The organism is Pseudomonas sp. JL3, assembly GCF_031570575.1.
In the GTDB taxonomy this organism is placed as follows: Bacteria; Pseudomonadota; Gammaproteobacteria; order Pseudomonadales; family Pseudomonadaceae; genus Aquipseudomonas; species Aquipseudomonas cucumis.
Genome location: NZ_JAKWJK010000002.1, coordinates 523,226 through 537,574 on the forward strand (window position 1 = coordinate 523,226; position 14,349 = coordinate 537,574).

A 14,349-nucleotide genomic window follows, 5' to 3' on the forward strand; every position below is an offset into this window, starting at 1 on the left:
ATAAGGCCGGATCCAGGAGAATCGATATGGCTTATTGGGATTCAATTCTGTATTGATTTTGTCTTGCAGTGGCTTTAGCCGAGTCGTCTGAGTGGGACTGAAAAACGTAATGCGGCTGACGTGTGACAATATTCATATAGAGTCACAAGTTGTCAGCCTGCGATAGGGTGAGTAAGCTGCTCTCATGAATCAGCCATCAATATCTTCATCCTCGCCGAGCACTCGTGGCCCAGCCGAGCACGACATTCGAGACCAGATTGTCGCCGCTGCCAACGAGCACTTCAGTCAGTATGGCTACGGTAAAACCACGGTTTCCGACCTGGCCAAGGCCATCGGTTTTTCCAAAGCGTACATCTATAAATTTTTTGATTCCAAGCAGGCGATCGGCGAAGCCATTTGCTCAAACTGTTTGGGGCAAATCGTTGCAGCAGTCGAACAGGCTGTTAACACAGAAGCTGTTTCACCGACCGAGCGTTTCCGTCGACTGGTAAAAACCGTGATTGCTACGGGTGTGGACCTGTTCTTCAATGATCGCAAGCTCTACGACATCGCAGCATTTTCCGCTTCGGAGCGCTGGCCCAGTGCCCAGGTTTATGAAGCACAGATCAAGCGCTTTATCTTTGACATCGTGCGTGAAGGGCGAGAGGTCGGAGAGTTCGAGCGCAAGACCCCGCTAGACGAGACCGTCGAAGCGATCCATCTGGCGCTGCGACCTTTCGTCAACCCATTGCTGCTGCAACACAATCTGGATTTTATTGAGGAGGCGCCCACGCTTACCACCAACCTCATCTTGCGTAGCCTCATGCCTTGACTCTTCGCTGATCAAAATATTCAGGTCATTTGAGTCAAGGCGACATCCCCTCATCAGTTTCCTGTTTCCGGTAAACGAGCGCCGGGGAGGGCATTCAATTTTTGCTGATTGTGACCATTGACTGATATGGTCACATGGATAGTATGGGCCCCTGTAGTTCTCGATGTTCTATTTTCAGTGACGCCCATAGAGTCCAAACAATGAAGAAAATAATGCTCAAGAGCCCCGTTGGCCTGGCTGTCGTTCTTGCGTCCTCCAATGTGTTTGCCGGTGGTTTCGCACTCAACGAACAAAGCATCAGCGGGATGGGGTCCGGCTTTGCTGGTCGCTCCTCCTCTGCGGAAGATGCCAGCACAGTTTTCGGCAATCCGGCTGGCATGGCGCGACTTAAAAGAGAGCAGGTCAGCGTGGGGGCGGCGACGCTGTTCGCGAAGTCCGACATCAGCCAGACTCGCAGTACGTTTGGGGGAAAGGAAGACGGTGACATGGTGCCCACGACTACGGTGCCGATGGGATACTACGTCAAGCCTATCGATGACCATTGGGCATTCGGCATCGGATTTTATGTGCCTTTTGGCTTGATCACCGACTACGGCAGTGGTTTTGCCGGACGCTATTACGCCAATAAGAGCGAAGTCACGACACTTACTTTCCAGCCCACCATCAGCTATGCCTTCAACGAAAAAGTTTCGATTGGATTTGGTCCGACCATCAACCGTATCAGCGGTGAGCTGTCCGGGATGGTGCCCAATCCACTAAGCCCTGGGCGTAATGACGGGAAGCTCAAAAGCACTGGCGATGACACTGCACTTGGCTTCAACGCAGGTGTTCTGGTCCAGGCGACAGACCAAACACGCTTGGGGCTGACCTATCACTCCAAGGTTAGCTATCACTTGGATGCCAAAACCAAGGTCACCGATGGCATCTTTAGCTTGCTTGGAGTCAGTGGCCGTAGCTATGACGCATCGTTGGACGTGGACACCCCCGAGTCGGTGGACTTTTCGGTGACTCATCAACTCAATAACGACTGGACCCTATATGTAGGAAGTACTTGGACGCGCTGGAGCCGCTTTAAAGAGTTGACGATTGAGAACAGCGGCTTACCGCCACTACTGAGCGGCCAATTGGGCACCATTACCGAAGAACAGAACTGGCATGATACGTGGGCTCACGCTATAGGTACGGCGTATCAACTAAACAACCAATGGGTACTTCGTGCTGGGTTTTCGGTTGATCAGTCGCCCACCAACAATACCAACCGGGGTCCCCGTATTCCTACGGGCGACCGAAAGGTAATCAGCTTTGGTGCCGGTTGGACTCCAGCGGAAAATGTCACGATCGACGTTGCTTATTCCTATCTTTGGGAGGAAAGCGTGCAGATCAATGAGACCTCGGCGAACAGAGGTGCATACAGTGCCAAATACAAGAACAGTGCCAGAGGCCTCGGTACTTCTGTTAGCTACCGTTTCTAGCTGAGCGCTTTTACATCACAAATGTTGGGTAGGGAGTACGTGTTGCCTCCCTACTCTTAAGGAAATAATTCAGGCCTTTCCTCTCAAAGCAAAGGCCTCTTTTTCTCCTCCTCAGACTCCCATAACTTGCGCCATGAGATTCTGATGAAAGCGACGTGGCGTGGCCCACGTCAAGACAGTGATGGCCTTGTTGCCAAAGCCTGGCACGACGCTCATGCGTCCAGCTTGCAGCGCACGGATTCCTGCCTGCACGACGGGCTGAGGCTGCATCATCACTCTTTTCAAGACCGGCGTGATCTTTTGCTTGGCGCTTTCTGCAAATCCGGTATCCGACATTCCTGGGCAAAGTGCGGTAACGACGACGCCGTCATTTTTCAGTTCGCGATGAAGCGCATCAGAGAAGCGAAGAACATAGGCTTTCGCGGCAGAGTAAACGGCGAAATTCTTCACGCCCTGGAAGGACAGCAAGCTTGCGACCATCAGGATGTGCCCACGTTTGCGGGCTCGCATGTCGGCCGCGAAAAGGCGTGTCAGGGCTGTCAGGCTGGCGATATCCAAATCAATCATGGTCAGGGACTCATCCAGAGGTTGATCCAGGAAAGGCCCCTGCAATCCATGGCCCGCATTGTTGATGAGCACATCGATCACTATATTGCGTTCGCTGAGTCGCTCATGCAGTTCGATGATCGCGGGGATCGAGGACAGGTCTACTTGTTCGACGATCACATCAACGCCGAAGCGTTCGCGCAACTGCGCCGATAGCGCTTCGAGCTTACTCAGCCTTCTTGCTACCAGAACGAGCGATTTTCCCTGCGCTGCATATTGCCGGGCAAACTCCTCGCCAAATCCGCTTGATGCGCCGGTGATGAGCACCCAGGAATTTTCGTTCGACTTCATTTCGCTGTACTCCAGTTGGTTTCTATTGAGCAATTGGTTGAGCGAAACCTGCTCTCGGATTGGGTCGTAGCTGAAAGAGGAGGGGGAGGTGCGTGCATCAAGTGCTACGTCACCTGGTTAAATCATCGTGTCGCAACAGGCTGAGCTTCAGGAGGCTGCCAGCCACCACCGAGCGCCTTGAATGCCGCAACCGCCGCCCGTGCCGATTCCGTTCGCGCTTGTGCCCGAGCATCGGAAGCCTGCAGCATCGTCTCGTCGGCGTGCAGGACATCGATCAGGCTGGCCGTGCCTTTCTCATAGGCAATAAACGACGATTGGCGAGCCTGTGTCAGAGACGCCTCACCCCCGGTGAGAGTGGCTGCTTGAGCTTCCCGATTCACCAGGGAGGAGAGCGCGTTTTCGACATCCTCGGTGGCGCGCAGCACGGACTGACGGTAAGCGGCCAAGGCTTCGGCTTCTTGTCCCTTGGCTTGATCGATTTGAGCGTTTATGCGGCCAAAGTCGAAAAGTCTCCAGCGCAGCCCCAGTACGCCCGCCGACTGATTGGCGCCGCCAGTGAAAAGGTTGCCGCCGGAGACGGCCGTGGCGCTCCCCAGCAATGCGCTGAGGGAGAATTTCGGGTAGTACTCAGCAATCGCGACCCCGATGCGTGCATTGGAGGCCGCAAGGCGGCGCTCAGCCATGATGAGATCTGGCCTGCGGCGCAGCAGATCGGCCGGCGTTCCCGTGGCCTTTATCTGCGGCGCAAGAGGAATGCTTCCTGCACTTGTCAGTTTCGTGCGATGAGTGCCTGGCGGTGTACCGAGCATTACATCCAGTGCATTCATGGCAGCATCCAGGCCGGTCTGCAGCACTGGCACTGTCGCCTGGACCTGCGATAACGCTCCCTCGGTCTGGTGAACCTGATAGTTGGCAGCGAGGCCCTTGCCGTAGAGCAAGCGGACTTTCTCTAGCAGTCCCTGTTGCGTTTTGACTTGTCGGTTCGCAATGTCCAGCCGGGCCTGCAAACCGCGGAGGGTGATGTAGATATCGGCGGTCTGCGCGGCGATGGTCAGTCGTGTGGCAGCGGCGCCCGCCTCAGAAGCCTGGTACTCGGAGAGTGCGGCTTGGCGTCCGCGTCGCAGGCCGCCAAAGACATCAACCTCCCAGCCAGCACCGAGATTAACCTCGTAGGAGCTTCCATACCGATCATAGCCAGGCGTTGAGTTCAACACCTGGCCGAGTGGAGTCTCGATTGATTGGTAGGCGCGCGCGGCCTGGCCACTGATGTTCCCCGAGGGCAGTAAGGCGGCATTGGCGGCACCCAATCCTGCCCGTGCCTGTTTGACTCGCGCCGACGCCTGCGCCAGATCCAGATTCTGTTCAAGAGCCTTGGAGACGAAGTCGGTTAGCACGGGATCACCAAAACCTTCCCACCAGGTCACAAGACTGGCTGGCGCCGCTACAGGCCTTTGCTCGACAGCAGGCTGACCCAGGTAACGATCCGAAAGAGGGGAGTCCGGACGTTGATAGTCCGGACCGACCGCACAGCCTGCCATCAGGCTGGCGCTCACCAAAAGAGCAATGGGGCGAAGGGGAGGCATTGAGGTTCCTTCAAATCGGGGGATGATTTGTGACCATATTACTTTATGGTCACGCCCTGTCAATCAATGCCATTTGATCAAATTGTAAGATTACTCCAGTAGATATGGCGTTTATCGCATAGGCACAGAGAATCTCGATAGCTCATATTGCGTGACCATTGACATAAATGGTCACTGTGCTGAGAATGTGGCGCATGTCCTATTGTTTAAGTAAGGGAACCTATGCGCCGGCTTCTACCTGTCCCTGTTGCCGCTTGCTTGTTACCTCTCGTCCTGACGGCGTGTGGCGACTCATCCGTCGTTGAAGATCCACGCACGCATGCCCCTCTGGTGAGGTCCTCTGCGGTTCAGGTGGCGTCCGACGTTTCACGTTCTTTCACTGGCATAGTGGCCGCCCGCGTCCAGGGTGACCTGGGCTTTCGGGTCTCAGGCAAGATCCTTGAGCGTTTGGTTGACACTGGCCAGACCGTTAAGCGGGGTCAGCCGCTCATGCGCCTCGATCCAATCGACCTGGGGTTGCAGGCGCGAGCACAGCAAGAGTCGGTCATAGCCGCTCGGGCCCGAGCCAGGCAGACAGCAGATGACGAGGCTCGATATCGCGACCTGGTCGCCGCGGGTGCTATTTCTGCATCGGCGTACGATCAGGTCAAAGCAGCGGCTGATACCGCAAAAGCGCAGCTCAGCGCTGCCGAAGCGCAGGCTGACGTGGCTCGCAATGCTTCTGGTTATGCGGTGTTGTTTGCTGATTCCGATGGAGTTGTGGTGGAGACGCTCGCCGAGCCCGGGCAAGTCATCAGCCCGGGGCAGCCTGTTGTTCGACTGGCGCGGGCCGGGCAGCGCGAAGCCATCGTGCACTTGCCCGAGACGCTACGCCCGGCAGCAGGATCCACTGCGCAGGCGACGCTTTATGGCAACACCACGGATGCAGTTACAGCGAAGCTGAGGCTGCTTTCTGATTCGGCCGATCATATGACGCGCACCTTTGAGGCACGGTATGTGCTTGATGGCGCGCTGGCCAATGCGCCGTTAGGTTCGACCGTCACGCTTCGGATTGCCGAAGGCACCGCAAATGGACAGGTGTTGCAAGTGCCGATCGCTGCCGTTTATGACCCGGGCAAAGGCTCTGGCGTGTGGGTCATTGTTGGCAAACCAGCGAAGGTGACCTGGACACCCGTTCGGGTCTTGGGCTTGAGCGATGACGCAGCGCGAGTTGCAGGTGATCTCAAGGTCGGCGAGCAGATTGTAGCGTTAGGTGCACATCTACTGCGCGATGGTGAGGAGGTGAGATTGGCTCAACAGGGTGACGTTGAAGTTGCCGGGAGCCATCCATGAGCCAGGGGCGCTTCAATCTTTCGGCGATCGCCGTTCGCGAGCGCTCGATCACGGTGTTCCTGATCTTCCTGATCGGTGTTGCAGGGATCCTGTCGTTTTTCCAACTGGGGCGTGCGGAGGACCCTCCGTTTACGGTCAAGCAGCTGACGGTCATTACCGCGTGGCCGGGCGCTACTGCGCAGGAGATGCAGGATCAGGTAGCAGAGCCACTTGAAAAACGCCTGCAAGAACTGAAATGGTACGACCGCACGGAAACCTACACCCGTCCTGGTCTCGCCTTCACCATGGTGACACTGCTCGATCGCACACCGCCCTCCCAAGTGCAGGAGGAGTTCTATCAAGCGCGTAAAAAGCTTGACGATGAGGCCCGCAAGCTACCGGCGGGTGTGATTGGCCCGATGGTCAACGACGAGTTTTCAGATGTGACATTTGCGCTTTTCGCCTTGAAAGCCAAAGGCGAGCCGCAGCGACTGTTGGTGCGTGAAGCGGAATCGTTGCGCCAGCGCCTGTTGCATGTGCCGGGCGTGAAGAAGGTCAACATCATTGGTGAGCAGACCGAACGCATCTTTGTTTCCTTCTCCCATGATCGGTTGGCCACGCTGGGAGTATCTCCCCAGGACATTTTTGCCGCACTGAACAATCAGAACGTGCTCACACCTGCCGGCTCAATTGAAACCAATGGGCCGCAAGTCTTCCTCCGTCTCGACGGTGCGTTCGATAAGGTGCAGAAGATTCGTGACACACCTCTTGCGATTCAAGGTCGAACACTGAAGCTCTCGGACGTGGCGACGGTCGAGCGTGGTTATGAAGATCCGGCAACTTTCCTCGTGCGTAATAACGGTGAGGAGGCCCTGTTACTGGGGGTCGTGATGCGTGAGGGCTGGAACGGTCTTGACCTGGGCAAGGCATTGGACGCGGAGACGACCAGGATCAATGAAGGCATGCCGCTGGGCATGACGCTCGCCAAGGTCACCGATCAGTCTGTGAATATCAGTTCGGCCGTCGACGAGTTCATGGTCAAGTTCTTCGTCGCCTTGCTGGTTGTGATGCTTGTCTGCTTTCTCAGCATGGGCTGGCATGTTGGCATTGTGGTGGCGGCGGCTGTGCCGCTGACGCTGGCCGTGGTGTTTGTGGTGATGGCGGCCACTGGAAAGAACTTTGATCGTATTACCCTCGGGTCCCTGATTCTGGCGCTTGGGCTGCTGGTGGACGACGCCATCATTGCTATCGAGATGATGGTGGTGAAAATGGAGGAAGGCTACGACCGCATCAAAGCTTCCGCGTATGCCTGGAGTCATACGGCCGCACCGATGCTTTCCGGTACGCTGGTGACCGCTATCGGTTTTTTGCCCAACGGCTTCGCACAATCGACAGCCGGCGAGTACACCAGCAACATGTTCTGGATCGTGGGCATTGCCCTGATTGCCTCATGGGTGGTCGCGGTAGCCTTCACCCCCTACCTGGGTGTGAAGATGTTGCCGAAGATCAAGAAGGTCGAAGGTGGTCACGCGGCCATTTACAACACCCCCAACTACAACCGCTTCCGCCGGATTTTGACGCGCGTCATCGCCCGCAAATGGCTGGTGGCCGGTACTGTTATCGCTACGTTCGCCCTGGCGATTCTTGGCATGAGCCTGGTCAAGAAGCAGTTCTTCCCCACCTCGGACCGTCCAGAAGTGTTGGTCGAAGTGCAAATGCCCTATGGAACCTCCATCGAGCAGACCAGCAGCACCACTGCCAAGATTGAGGCTTGGCTGCAAAAGCAGGATGAAGCAAAAATCGTCACGGCCTATATCGGACAAGGTGCGCCGCGCTTCTACCTGGCGATGGCGCCGGAGCTCCCTGATCCATCATTCGCGAAGGTTGTGGTGTTGACGGATAGTCAGGAGGCACGTGAGACCCTCAAGTTCCGTATTCGCGAGGCAGTTGCTGAAGGACTTGCCCCAGAAGCGCGTGTCAGGGTGACGCAGTTGGTGTTTGGTCCGTATTCACCCTTTCCTGTCGCCTATCGGGTGATGGGGCCTGACCCATCAAAATTGCGTGAGATCGCCGGCCAGGTACAGGAAGTGATGCAGGCGAGCCCCATGATGAGAACCGTCAATACTGACTGGGGCCCGCTAACGCCGACGCTGCATTTCACCCTGGATCAGGACCGCTTGCAGGCGGTGGGACTGACGTCCAGTGCTGTCGCGCAGCAGCTGCAGTTCCTGCTCACGGGAGTACCGATCACGGCCGTTCGTGAAGACATTCGTTCAGTGCAAGTGATCGGGCGTGCAGCGGGTGAAATCCGGCTCGACCCTGCAAAAATAGAAGGCATTACGCTCGTGGGCACGGCGGGCCAGCGGGTTCCGCTGTCCCAGGTAGGGGAAGTGGACGTGCGTATGGAGGATCCGATTCTTCGGCGGCGTGACCGCACGCCGACCATTACCGTGCGCGGCGACATTGCCGAAGGCTTGCAGCCACCGGACGTCTCGAGCGTGATCATGAAGGAGCTGCAGCCGGTCATTGACAAGTTGCCTGATGGGTATCGTATCGAGCAGTCGGGGGCTATTGAGGAGTCGGGCAAGGCCGGCCAGGCGATATTACCGCTGCTCCCGATCATGATTGCCATCACGCTGCTGATCATCATCCTGCAGGTACGTTCGGTCTCGGCGATGATCATGGTGTTCCTCACCTCGCCACTAGGGCTGATTGGTGTGGTGCCGACATTGCTTATCTTCCAGCAGCCGTTTGGTATCAATGCGTTGGTCGGTCTAATCGCCCTGTCGGGTATTCTGATGCGTAATACGCTTATTCTGATTGGACAAATCCATCACAACGCTCAAGAAGGACTTGATCCGTTTCACGCCGTTATCGAAGCCACAGTACAGCGCGCTCGCCCGGTGCTGCTGACAGCGCTGGCGGCCATCCTGGCGTTCATCCCCCTGACACACTCCGTCTTCTGGGGAACCCTGGCTTACACACTGATCGGAGGTACGTTCGTCGGAACCATCGTGACGCTGGTGTTCCTGCCGGCGATGTACTCCATCTGGTTCAAGATCAGTCATGTCAGTCAGAGGCAAACTGAAACAGCCGAACTGATGTAAGCAATCGAATCTACTCGACGAGAGGGCACCACCGAGTCCTCTCGCTGTTTACCTCATCACAAGCATTAGCCGTACACCATAGCTTGCTTCTTTTGACGGGCGTCGACTGAAAAATGAAGAGGGTTCAATGATTAATCCCGAAGCTCAAAAGCGAATCGCACGCGACCTCTACTCCAGTTGGCGACAAGGGTGAACTGGCAAAAACGACAAAGCCCTGAATAATCAGGGCTTTGTCGTATAAAGATGGCGGAGGCGATGGGATTCGAACTCATGGACCTGTTACAGTCGACGGTTTTCAAGTCCGAAGATTAATCCTTATATTTCAATACCTTAAGTTTTATTCATTTCCGCTAGGCAGTATTCATTGATGCTCTGGAGGCCTCTGAAATCAAGGGGGGGAACTTATTTACGGAAACGAATTTGGCCGGTTATTTGGCATTCTGGGTGGGCTCATGATCGCCCTAAATTTCATAGCTGCAATCGAGAGACTGCGCTTGGTGGAAAACGGCCTTCATCAGAAGTGGGATTTGGAGTCAGCCCTGGTCAGTCGTGACAGGTAGAAAACGGCCAAAAGCGGTCGCTGAGGAATGAGCTGATCACCCCTCGCGTCCGTTCAGGGCACAGTAGTCATTTAAGATGGCCACGCTGGTTTACCGACCCGGCATGATGAAAATCCCGGTCTAGTGCTGGTTTTTAGATTATGCGCGGGACTCGGAAGGAATGAGGACGACCAGATCAGTATCGCCTACGTCGACACCACCTTGTGACAGCAAAGTAGTAACTTGGCCTCGGTGATGAGTCTGGTGGTTGAAGAAATGCATGACCAAGCCATAAAAGCTCTTGTCAGCGGGGGCTCCTTTCATACTTGTGTAATTGAGGGTGTAATCTAAATCCGACTCTGTAATGGAGCGAGACCACTCGACAATTAGCTGATCGAGCCAAACGCGATGTGCCGAAAGTTCTCGGATATTTGAGAGCAGTAACTGGTCGAGGCTTTGGGGGGCAGGGAGCTGTCGAATCGGCTCCAGAGCCAAGTGATTCGCTGGGTGCTTGGCAAATCGCTTTAGCCAGATAGTGTCCCCGGCCACCAGATGGTTCAACGTCCCGAGAATAGAACCAAAGAATGCTTTCCTATCCACTGACAGCTCTTCATCTGTCAGACTTCTGGCCGCCTCATAAACCTTTGCGTTCATCCAATCATTATAGGTCGCCATCAGGCAGATATGGTTGGTGCGGCCCATCGTGTTCATCCTTTGAGTGAGTACAAGCGATCCACGCTCATCTGGGGGGCCATTCTAGAGCAGGTTTTTTTGAATCGCCGCTGATTTCGTAGACACGTGACCGGCTGCTTTGGGTCCAGGCTGTGTGAAAACGCCAGTGATTGTCTAACCTTCTGATCGTCTAGATCGTATAGGGGGCGATCATGAAGCGATTCATTGAGGGTGAGGCTCGGACGCAAGTCACGTTGCTGCCTGAGTGCTTGGACGATTACGTAGCCGAAGAAAATCCAGTGCGCGTGGTCGACGTTTTCGTCGATGAACTCGACCTGGGTGCACTTGGGTTTGAAGGCGTTGATCCTGCTGCAACGGGCCGTCCGGCCTACCATCCAGCGATCTTGCTGAAGATCTATATCTACGGCTACCTCAATCGGATTCAGTCCAGCCGCCGGCTGGAACGGGAGGCCGAGCGTAACGTCGAGTTGATGTGGCTGACGGGGCGTTTGGCCCCAGACTTCAAAACCATTGCCGACTTTCGCAAGGATAACGGCAAGGCTATTCGCAGTGTCTGCCGGCAATTTGTGGTGCTTTGTCGCAACCTCAATCTCTTCTCTCAATCGATCATCGCCATCGACGGCAGCAAATTCAAAGCCGTCAATAATCGTGACCGTAACTTCACCCAGGGCAAGGTGAAGGCACGCATGCAGCAGATCGAGCAGAGCATTGACCGTTATCTGGCGGCGATGGATTCGGCGGATCGGGCAACGCCCGAAGTGGCCGAGGCCAAGGCCGAGCGGCTGAAAGAAAAAATCGAAACCCTGAAACAGCAGATGCAGAAACTCTAGGACATCGAGGCGCAGCTTCATGACAGTCCGGACCAGCAAATCTCTCTTACCGATCCAGATGCACGCTCAATGGCCACGAGCGGCCGAGGCACCGGAACGGTTGGCTATAACGTACAAACAGCCGTCGACGACAAGCACCATCTGATCATTGCCCATGAGGTGACCAATGTTGGCAATGACCGGACGCAACTCAGCAATATGGCGAACCACGCGCGTGAAGAGATCGGCGCTGAGTCGCTGACGGTGGTAGCCGACCGAGGTTATTACAAGGGTCTGGAAATCCTTGCCTGCGAGCAGGCTGGCATCACCACCTTCGTACCGAAACCCCTGACCTCGGGCAGCAAAGCCGAAGGCCGATTTGGCAAGCAGGACTTCATCTACGTTGCTGCATCGGACGAGTATCGATGCCCTGCGGGGCAGTTACTGACCCGGCGGCATTCGTCGGTGGAAGACGGCATGTTATTGCATTGTTACTACTTCTCGGGCTGCCAGTCCTGCGCAATGCACAAGCAATGTACGACGGGTAAGGAGCGCCGTGTGAAACGCTGGGAGCATGAAGCGGTAGTCGACGCAATGCAGGTTCGGCTAGAACATGATCCAGCGATGATGAGGGTTCGTCGACAGACCGTTGAACATCCTTTTGGAACGCTCAAGTTCTGGATGGGAAGCACCCACTTCCTGACCAAAACACTGCCGAAAGTGAGCACTGAGATGAGCCTTCACGTGCTCGCCTACAACCTCAAGCGAATGATGAACATCTTTGGCATCGCAGGATTGCTTGAAGCGATCAGGTCGTGAATCCAGCCGCATGATTGTCCGTGAGCGGCGGTTTGGGCCGCTGGCGCGGCCCAAACCGCATTTACGAACGCCTATGTAGCGGACTAAGGCAATTCGCGCGTCCGTCTGCTGGTTTCGCAGGCAACGCGCGCAACTCTCCGTTTTCGACGTATTCAGTGCGTTTTCACACAGCCTGGGCCGAAAGCTGCCTGTTGCACCACACCAAACGCATCCTTCATATCAGGTCGGGCAGTTGATGTTGGCGGGAGGAGGGCGGGCTGAGAGGCAAGGTTGCGGAAATGGCCGAAAAGATGCGGAAACGATCCAGAAACGCTGCGACAGAGTCTGCGAACCCCAGAAACGACAAAGCCCTGAAAAATCAGGGCTTTGTCATACATAAGATGGCGGAGGCGATGGGATTCGAACTCATGGACCTGTTACAGTCGACGGTTTTCAAGACCGTTGCCTTAAACCACTCGGCCACACCTCCGTTTGCGTTGCGGGCGCCATAATACCTGAATGAAACACACTGTCAAACTCTCTGCATGGCTTGTTACAGAGCGTCTGTTATGATCTTTGCGACTGAACGTTTCAAACCCAACAGGAGTGTCGCCATGCGCGAACAGGATTACGCAGTTAATAACAGCGTGCAGGCTGAGCAGCTAGAGGTTAGCCGCGTCCTGCGCAACACTTACGGCTTACTCGCCCTCACCCTCGCATTCAGCGGCGTGATGGCGTTTGTCGCGCAGCAGATGCGTGTCGGCTACCCGAATATCTTCGTGGTGCTGATCGGCTTCTACGGTCTTTTCTTTCTCACCAACAAACTCCGTGATTCGGCGTGGGGCCTGGTTTCTGCGTTCGCGCTGACCGGCTTCATGGGTTTCCTGCTCGGCCCGATTCTCAACCGTTATCTGGGTATGCAGGGCGGCGCGGAAGTCGTCAGCTCGGCCTTCGCGATGACCGCGCTGGTGTTCGGCGGCCTGTCGGCTTATGTGCTGATCACCCGTAAGGACATGAGCTTCCTCGGTGGTTTCATCACGGCCGGTTTCTTTGTGCTATTGGGCGCGACTCTGGCGAGCTTGTTCTTCCAGATCAGCGGTCTGCAACTGGCGATCAGCGCAGGTTTCGTGCTGTTCTCCTCTGTGTGCATTCTGTTCCAGACCAGCGCCATCATTCACGGTGGCGAGCGCAACTACATCATGGCGACCATCAGCCTGTATGTATCGATCTACAACCTGTTCGTCAGCTTGCTGCAACTGTTCGGCATCATGAGCCGCGATGATTAATCGTCAGCCTTGAGTAAAAAACCCGCTTCGGCGGGTTTTTTATTGCCTGGAAATCGGAGCACCGATCATCCAGCGTGTCTGGGGAGGCCAAGATTATTCGGCAATGACAATGCTGCCATCAGCCTGCTGCCGATAAATGGTGTAGGGCAGCAGCATGGTGTCGAGTGCGCCCGAAATAACTACGTCGATCAGCACAAAGGGCGTGGCATTGTTGTATTGATACTCATCGATGCCCGGGCCTGGAAGCGCATGCAGGGTGCAAAAATCATAAGTCACGCCGCTATAAATCCGTGGAACCGCACCGCAGTAGGTTTTCTGTTCCTTGAGACTCTTTGCCGCAGCCTCGTCACTGCGCACTACCGTCTGGAACGTGCCGCAGCCGGCGAGCATCAGCGCCGCCAGTAACATGACTTGAGTTTTCATACCGCCAATCCTTCGCCGGAAAAAGATCAATCTACGCTTTTGCGAACAAAACAGCACTCACGCCATCGGTGGCAGCCGGCGCTTGACCGGGGTCTTCTTGACGATGGCGGTGCTGGTTTCGGCGTGGCTGTTGAGGCGGTCAAGGAGAGTGTCCAATTGTTCCATCGAGCGCACATGCAGGCGGGCGATGAAACAGTCGTCGCCGGTGACTTTGTCGCACTCGGTGAATTCGGGGATGGCTTGAATCTGTCGCTCTACTTCCTGCAACTGGCCCGGCAACGGGCGAATGCGGACGATGGCCTGGAGTTGATAGCCGAAGCATTTGGGGTCGATCTCGACGGTATATCCCTTGAGCACGCCACGTTCTTCGAGGCGGCGCAGGCGCTCGGCGACACTGGGCGAGGACAGGCCGCTGATCTGTGCCAGGGCCTTGAGCGAGCGGCGTGAGTCTTCCATCAACGCGCTGATCAGCACTTGGTCGATGTCATCGGTCATGGCGAACCCCTGTTAGGCAATCGAATGAATAAGCCTTGATAAAAAAGGCAGAAACCGAGTTTAGCCTGCTTTTTGCGCTGGAGTAGCCCCTCGGTGGATTGGCATACTTTGGGCTCAAACACAGG

The 14,349-nt window shown here is 55.7% G+C and carries 10 protein-coding genes, 1 tRNA gene and 1 pseudogene; 6 read left to right on the plus strand and 6 right to left on the minus strand.

What is annotated here, in order from left to right; translation table 11 throughout:
• The first annotated feature begins 184 nt into the window (after positions 1–184).
• Complete coding sequence (locus tag MMG91_RS05785) at positions 185–811, plus strand: TetR/AcrR family transcriptional regulator (RefSeq protein WP_105341372.1); 627 nt, start codon at positions 185–187, stop codon at positions 809–811.
• Between the two features lie 200 nt (positions 812–1,011).
• Positions 1,012–2,283 (plus strand): OmpP1/FadL family transporter, encoded by a 1,272-nt coding sequence (locus tag MMG91_RS05790; protein WP_305478109.1) that lies wholly within the window; start codon positions 1,012–1,014, stop codon positions 2,281–2,283.
• Positions 2,284–2,394: 111 nt separating this feature from the next.
• Here MMG91_RS05790 and MMG91_RS05795 read toward each other — a convergent pair whose 3' ends face one another.
• Both MMG91_RS05795 and MMG91_RS05800 read right to left on the minus strand, forming a co-directional pair.
• Positions 2,395–3,180, minus strand: a complete 786-nt coding sequence (locus MMG91_RS05795) for an SDR family oxidoreductase (protein WP_310659022.1) — start codon at positions 3,178–3,180, stop codon at positions 2,395–2,397.
• A 122-nt stretch (positions 3,181–3,302) separates the two neighbouring features.
• Positions 3,303–4,763 (minus strand): efflux transporter outer membrane subunit, encoded by a 1,461-nt coding sequence (locus MMG91_RS05800; protein ID WP_310659023.1) that lies wholly within the window; start codon positions 4,761–4,763, stop codon positions 3,303–3,305.
• Between the two features lie 222 nt (positions 4,764–4,985).
• Between MMG91_RS05800 and MMG91_RS05805 the strand changes: the two genes are divergently transcribed.
• Together MMG91_RS05805 and MMG91_RS05810 are read left to right on the plus strand one after the other, a co-directional pair.
• Positions 4,986–6,095: an efflux RND transporter periplasmic adaptor subunit gene (locus tag MMG91_RS05805; protein ID WP_310659024.1), complete on the plus strand. Its 1,110-nt coding sequence runs from the start codon at positions 4,986–4,988 to the stop codon at positions 6,093–6,095.
• Positions 6,092–9,181, plus strand: a complete 3,090-nt coding sequence (locus tag MMG91_RS05810; protein WP_310659025.1) for an efflux RND transporter permease subunit — start codon at positions 6,092–6,094, stop codon at positions 9,179–9,181. The genes MMG91_RS05805 and MMG91_RS05810 overlap by 4 nt, the downstream gene beginning before the upstream one ends.
• A gap of 698 nt (positions 9,182–9,879) precedes the next feature.
• Here the strand turns inward: MMG91_RS05810 and MMG91_RS05815 are convergent.
• The gene (locus tag MMG91_RS05815) at positions 9,880–10,422 is read right to left on the minus strand and encodes a DinB family protein (protein ID WP_310659026.1); all 543 of its coding nucleotides are present in this window, start codon (positions 10,420–10,422) and stop codon (positions 9,880–9,882) included.
• 182 nt (positions 10,423–10,604) lie between these two features.
• Between MMG91_RS05815 and MMG91_RS05820 the strand changes: the two are divergent.
• Positions 10,605–12,041: pseudogene (locus tag MMG91_RS05820) on the plus strand (IS1182 family transposase).
• Positions 12,042–12,422: 381 nt separating this feature from the next.
• Here the strand turns inward: MMG91_RS05820 and MMG91_RS05825 are convergent.
• Positions 12,423–12,510 (minus strand) — tRNA-Ser (locus tag MMG91_RS05825).
• A gap of 124 nt (positions 12,511–12,634) precedes the next feature.
• Here MMG91_RS05825 and MMG91_RS05830 point away from each other — a divergent pair.
• A complete protein-coding gene (locus tag MMG91_RS05830) occupies positions 12,635–13,306 on the plus strand; it encodes a Bax inhibitor-1/YccA family protein (RefSeq protein ID WP_007898177.1) in 672 nt (223 codons plus the stop codon).
• A 93-nt stretch (positions 13,307–13,399) separates the two neighbouring features.
• Here MMG91_RS05830 and MMG91_RS05835 read toward each other — a convergent pair whose 3' ends face one another.
• Both MMG91_RS05835 and MMG91_RS05840 read right to left on the minus strand, forming a co-directional pair.
• Positions 13,400–13,729: a YceK/YidQ family lipoprotein gene (locus tag MMG91_RS05835; RefSeq protein ID WP_305445843.1), complete on the minus strand. Its 330-nt coding sequence runs from the start codon at positions 13,727–13,729 to the stop codon at positions 13,400–13,402.
• Positions 13,730–13,786: 57 nt separating this feature from the next.
• The gene (locus tag MMG91_RS05840) at positions 13,787–14,224 is read right to left on the minus strand and encodes an Lrp/AsnC family transcriptional regulator (protein ID WP_305445842.1); all 438 of its coding nucleotides are present in this window, start codon (positions 14,222–14,224) and stop codon (positions 13,787–13,789) included.
• Positions 14,225–14,349: the final 125 nt, after the last annotated feature.

Bases quoted from the DNA above. Each gene is read 5' to 3' on its own strand.
- MMG91_RS05810 (WP_310659025.1), top strand. From the start codon at position 6,092: ATGAGCCAGGGGCGCTTCAATCTTTCGGCGATCGCCGTTCGCGAGCGC.
- MMG91_RS05805 (WP_310659024.1), top strand. From the start codon at position 4,986: ATGCGCCGGCTTCTACCTGTCCCTGTTGCCGCTTGCTTGTTACCTCTC.
- MMG91_RS05790 (WP_305478109.1), top strand. From the start codon at position 1,012: ATGAAGAAAATAATGCTCAAGAGCCCCGTTGGCCTGGCTGTCGTTCTT.
- MMG91_RS05815 (WP_310659026.1), bottom strand. From the start codon at position 10,422: ATGGGCCGCACCAACCATATCTGCCTGATGGCGACCTATAATGATTGG.
- MMG91_RS05785 (WP_105341372.1), top strand. From the start codon at position 185: ATGAATCAGCCATCAATATCTTCATCCTCGCCGAGCACTCGTGGCCCA.
- MMG91_RS05840 (WP_305445842.1), bottom strand. From the start codon at position 14,224: ATGACCGATGACATCGACCAAGTGCTGATCAGCGCGTTGATGGAAGAC.
- MMG91_RS05795 (WP_310659022.1), bottom strand. From the start codon at position 3,180: ATGAAGTCGAACGAAAATTCCTGGGTGCTCATCACCGGCGCATCAAGC.
- MMG91_RS05830 (WP_007898177.1), top strand. From the start codon at position 12,635: ATGCGCGAACAGGATTACGCAGTTAATAACAGCGTGCAGGCTGAGCAG.
- MMG91_RS05800 (WP_310659023.1), bottom strand. From the start codon at position 4,763: ATGCCTCCCCTTCGCCCCATTGCTCTTTTGGTGAGCGCCAGCCTGATG.
- MMG91_RS05835 (WP_305445843.1), bottom strand. From the start codon at position 13,729: ATGAAAACTCAAGTCATGTTACTGGCGGCGCTGATGCTCGCCGGCTGC.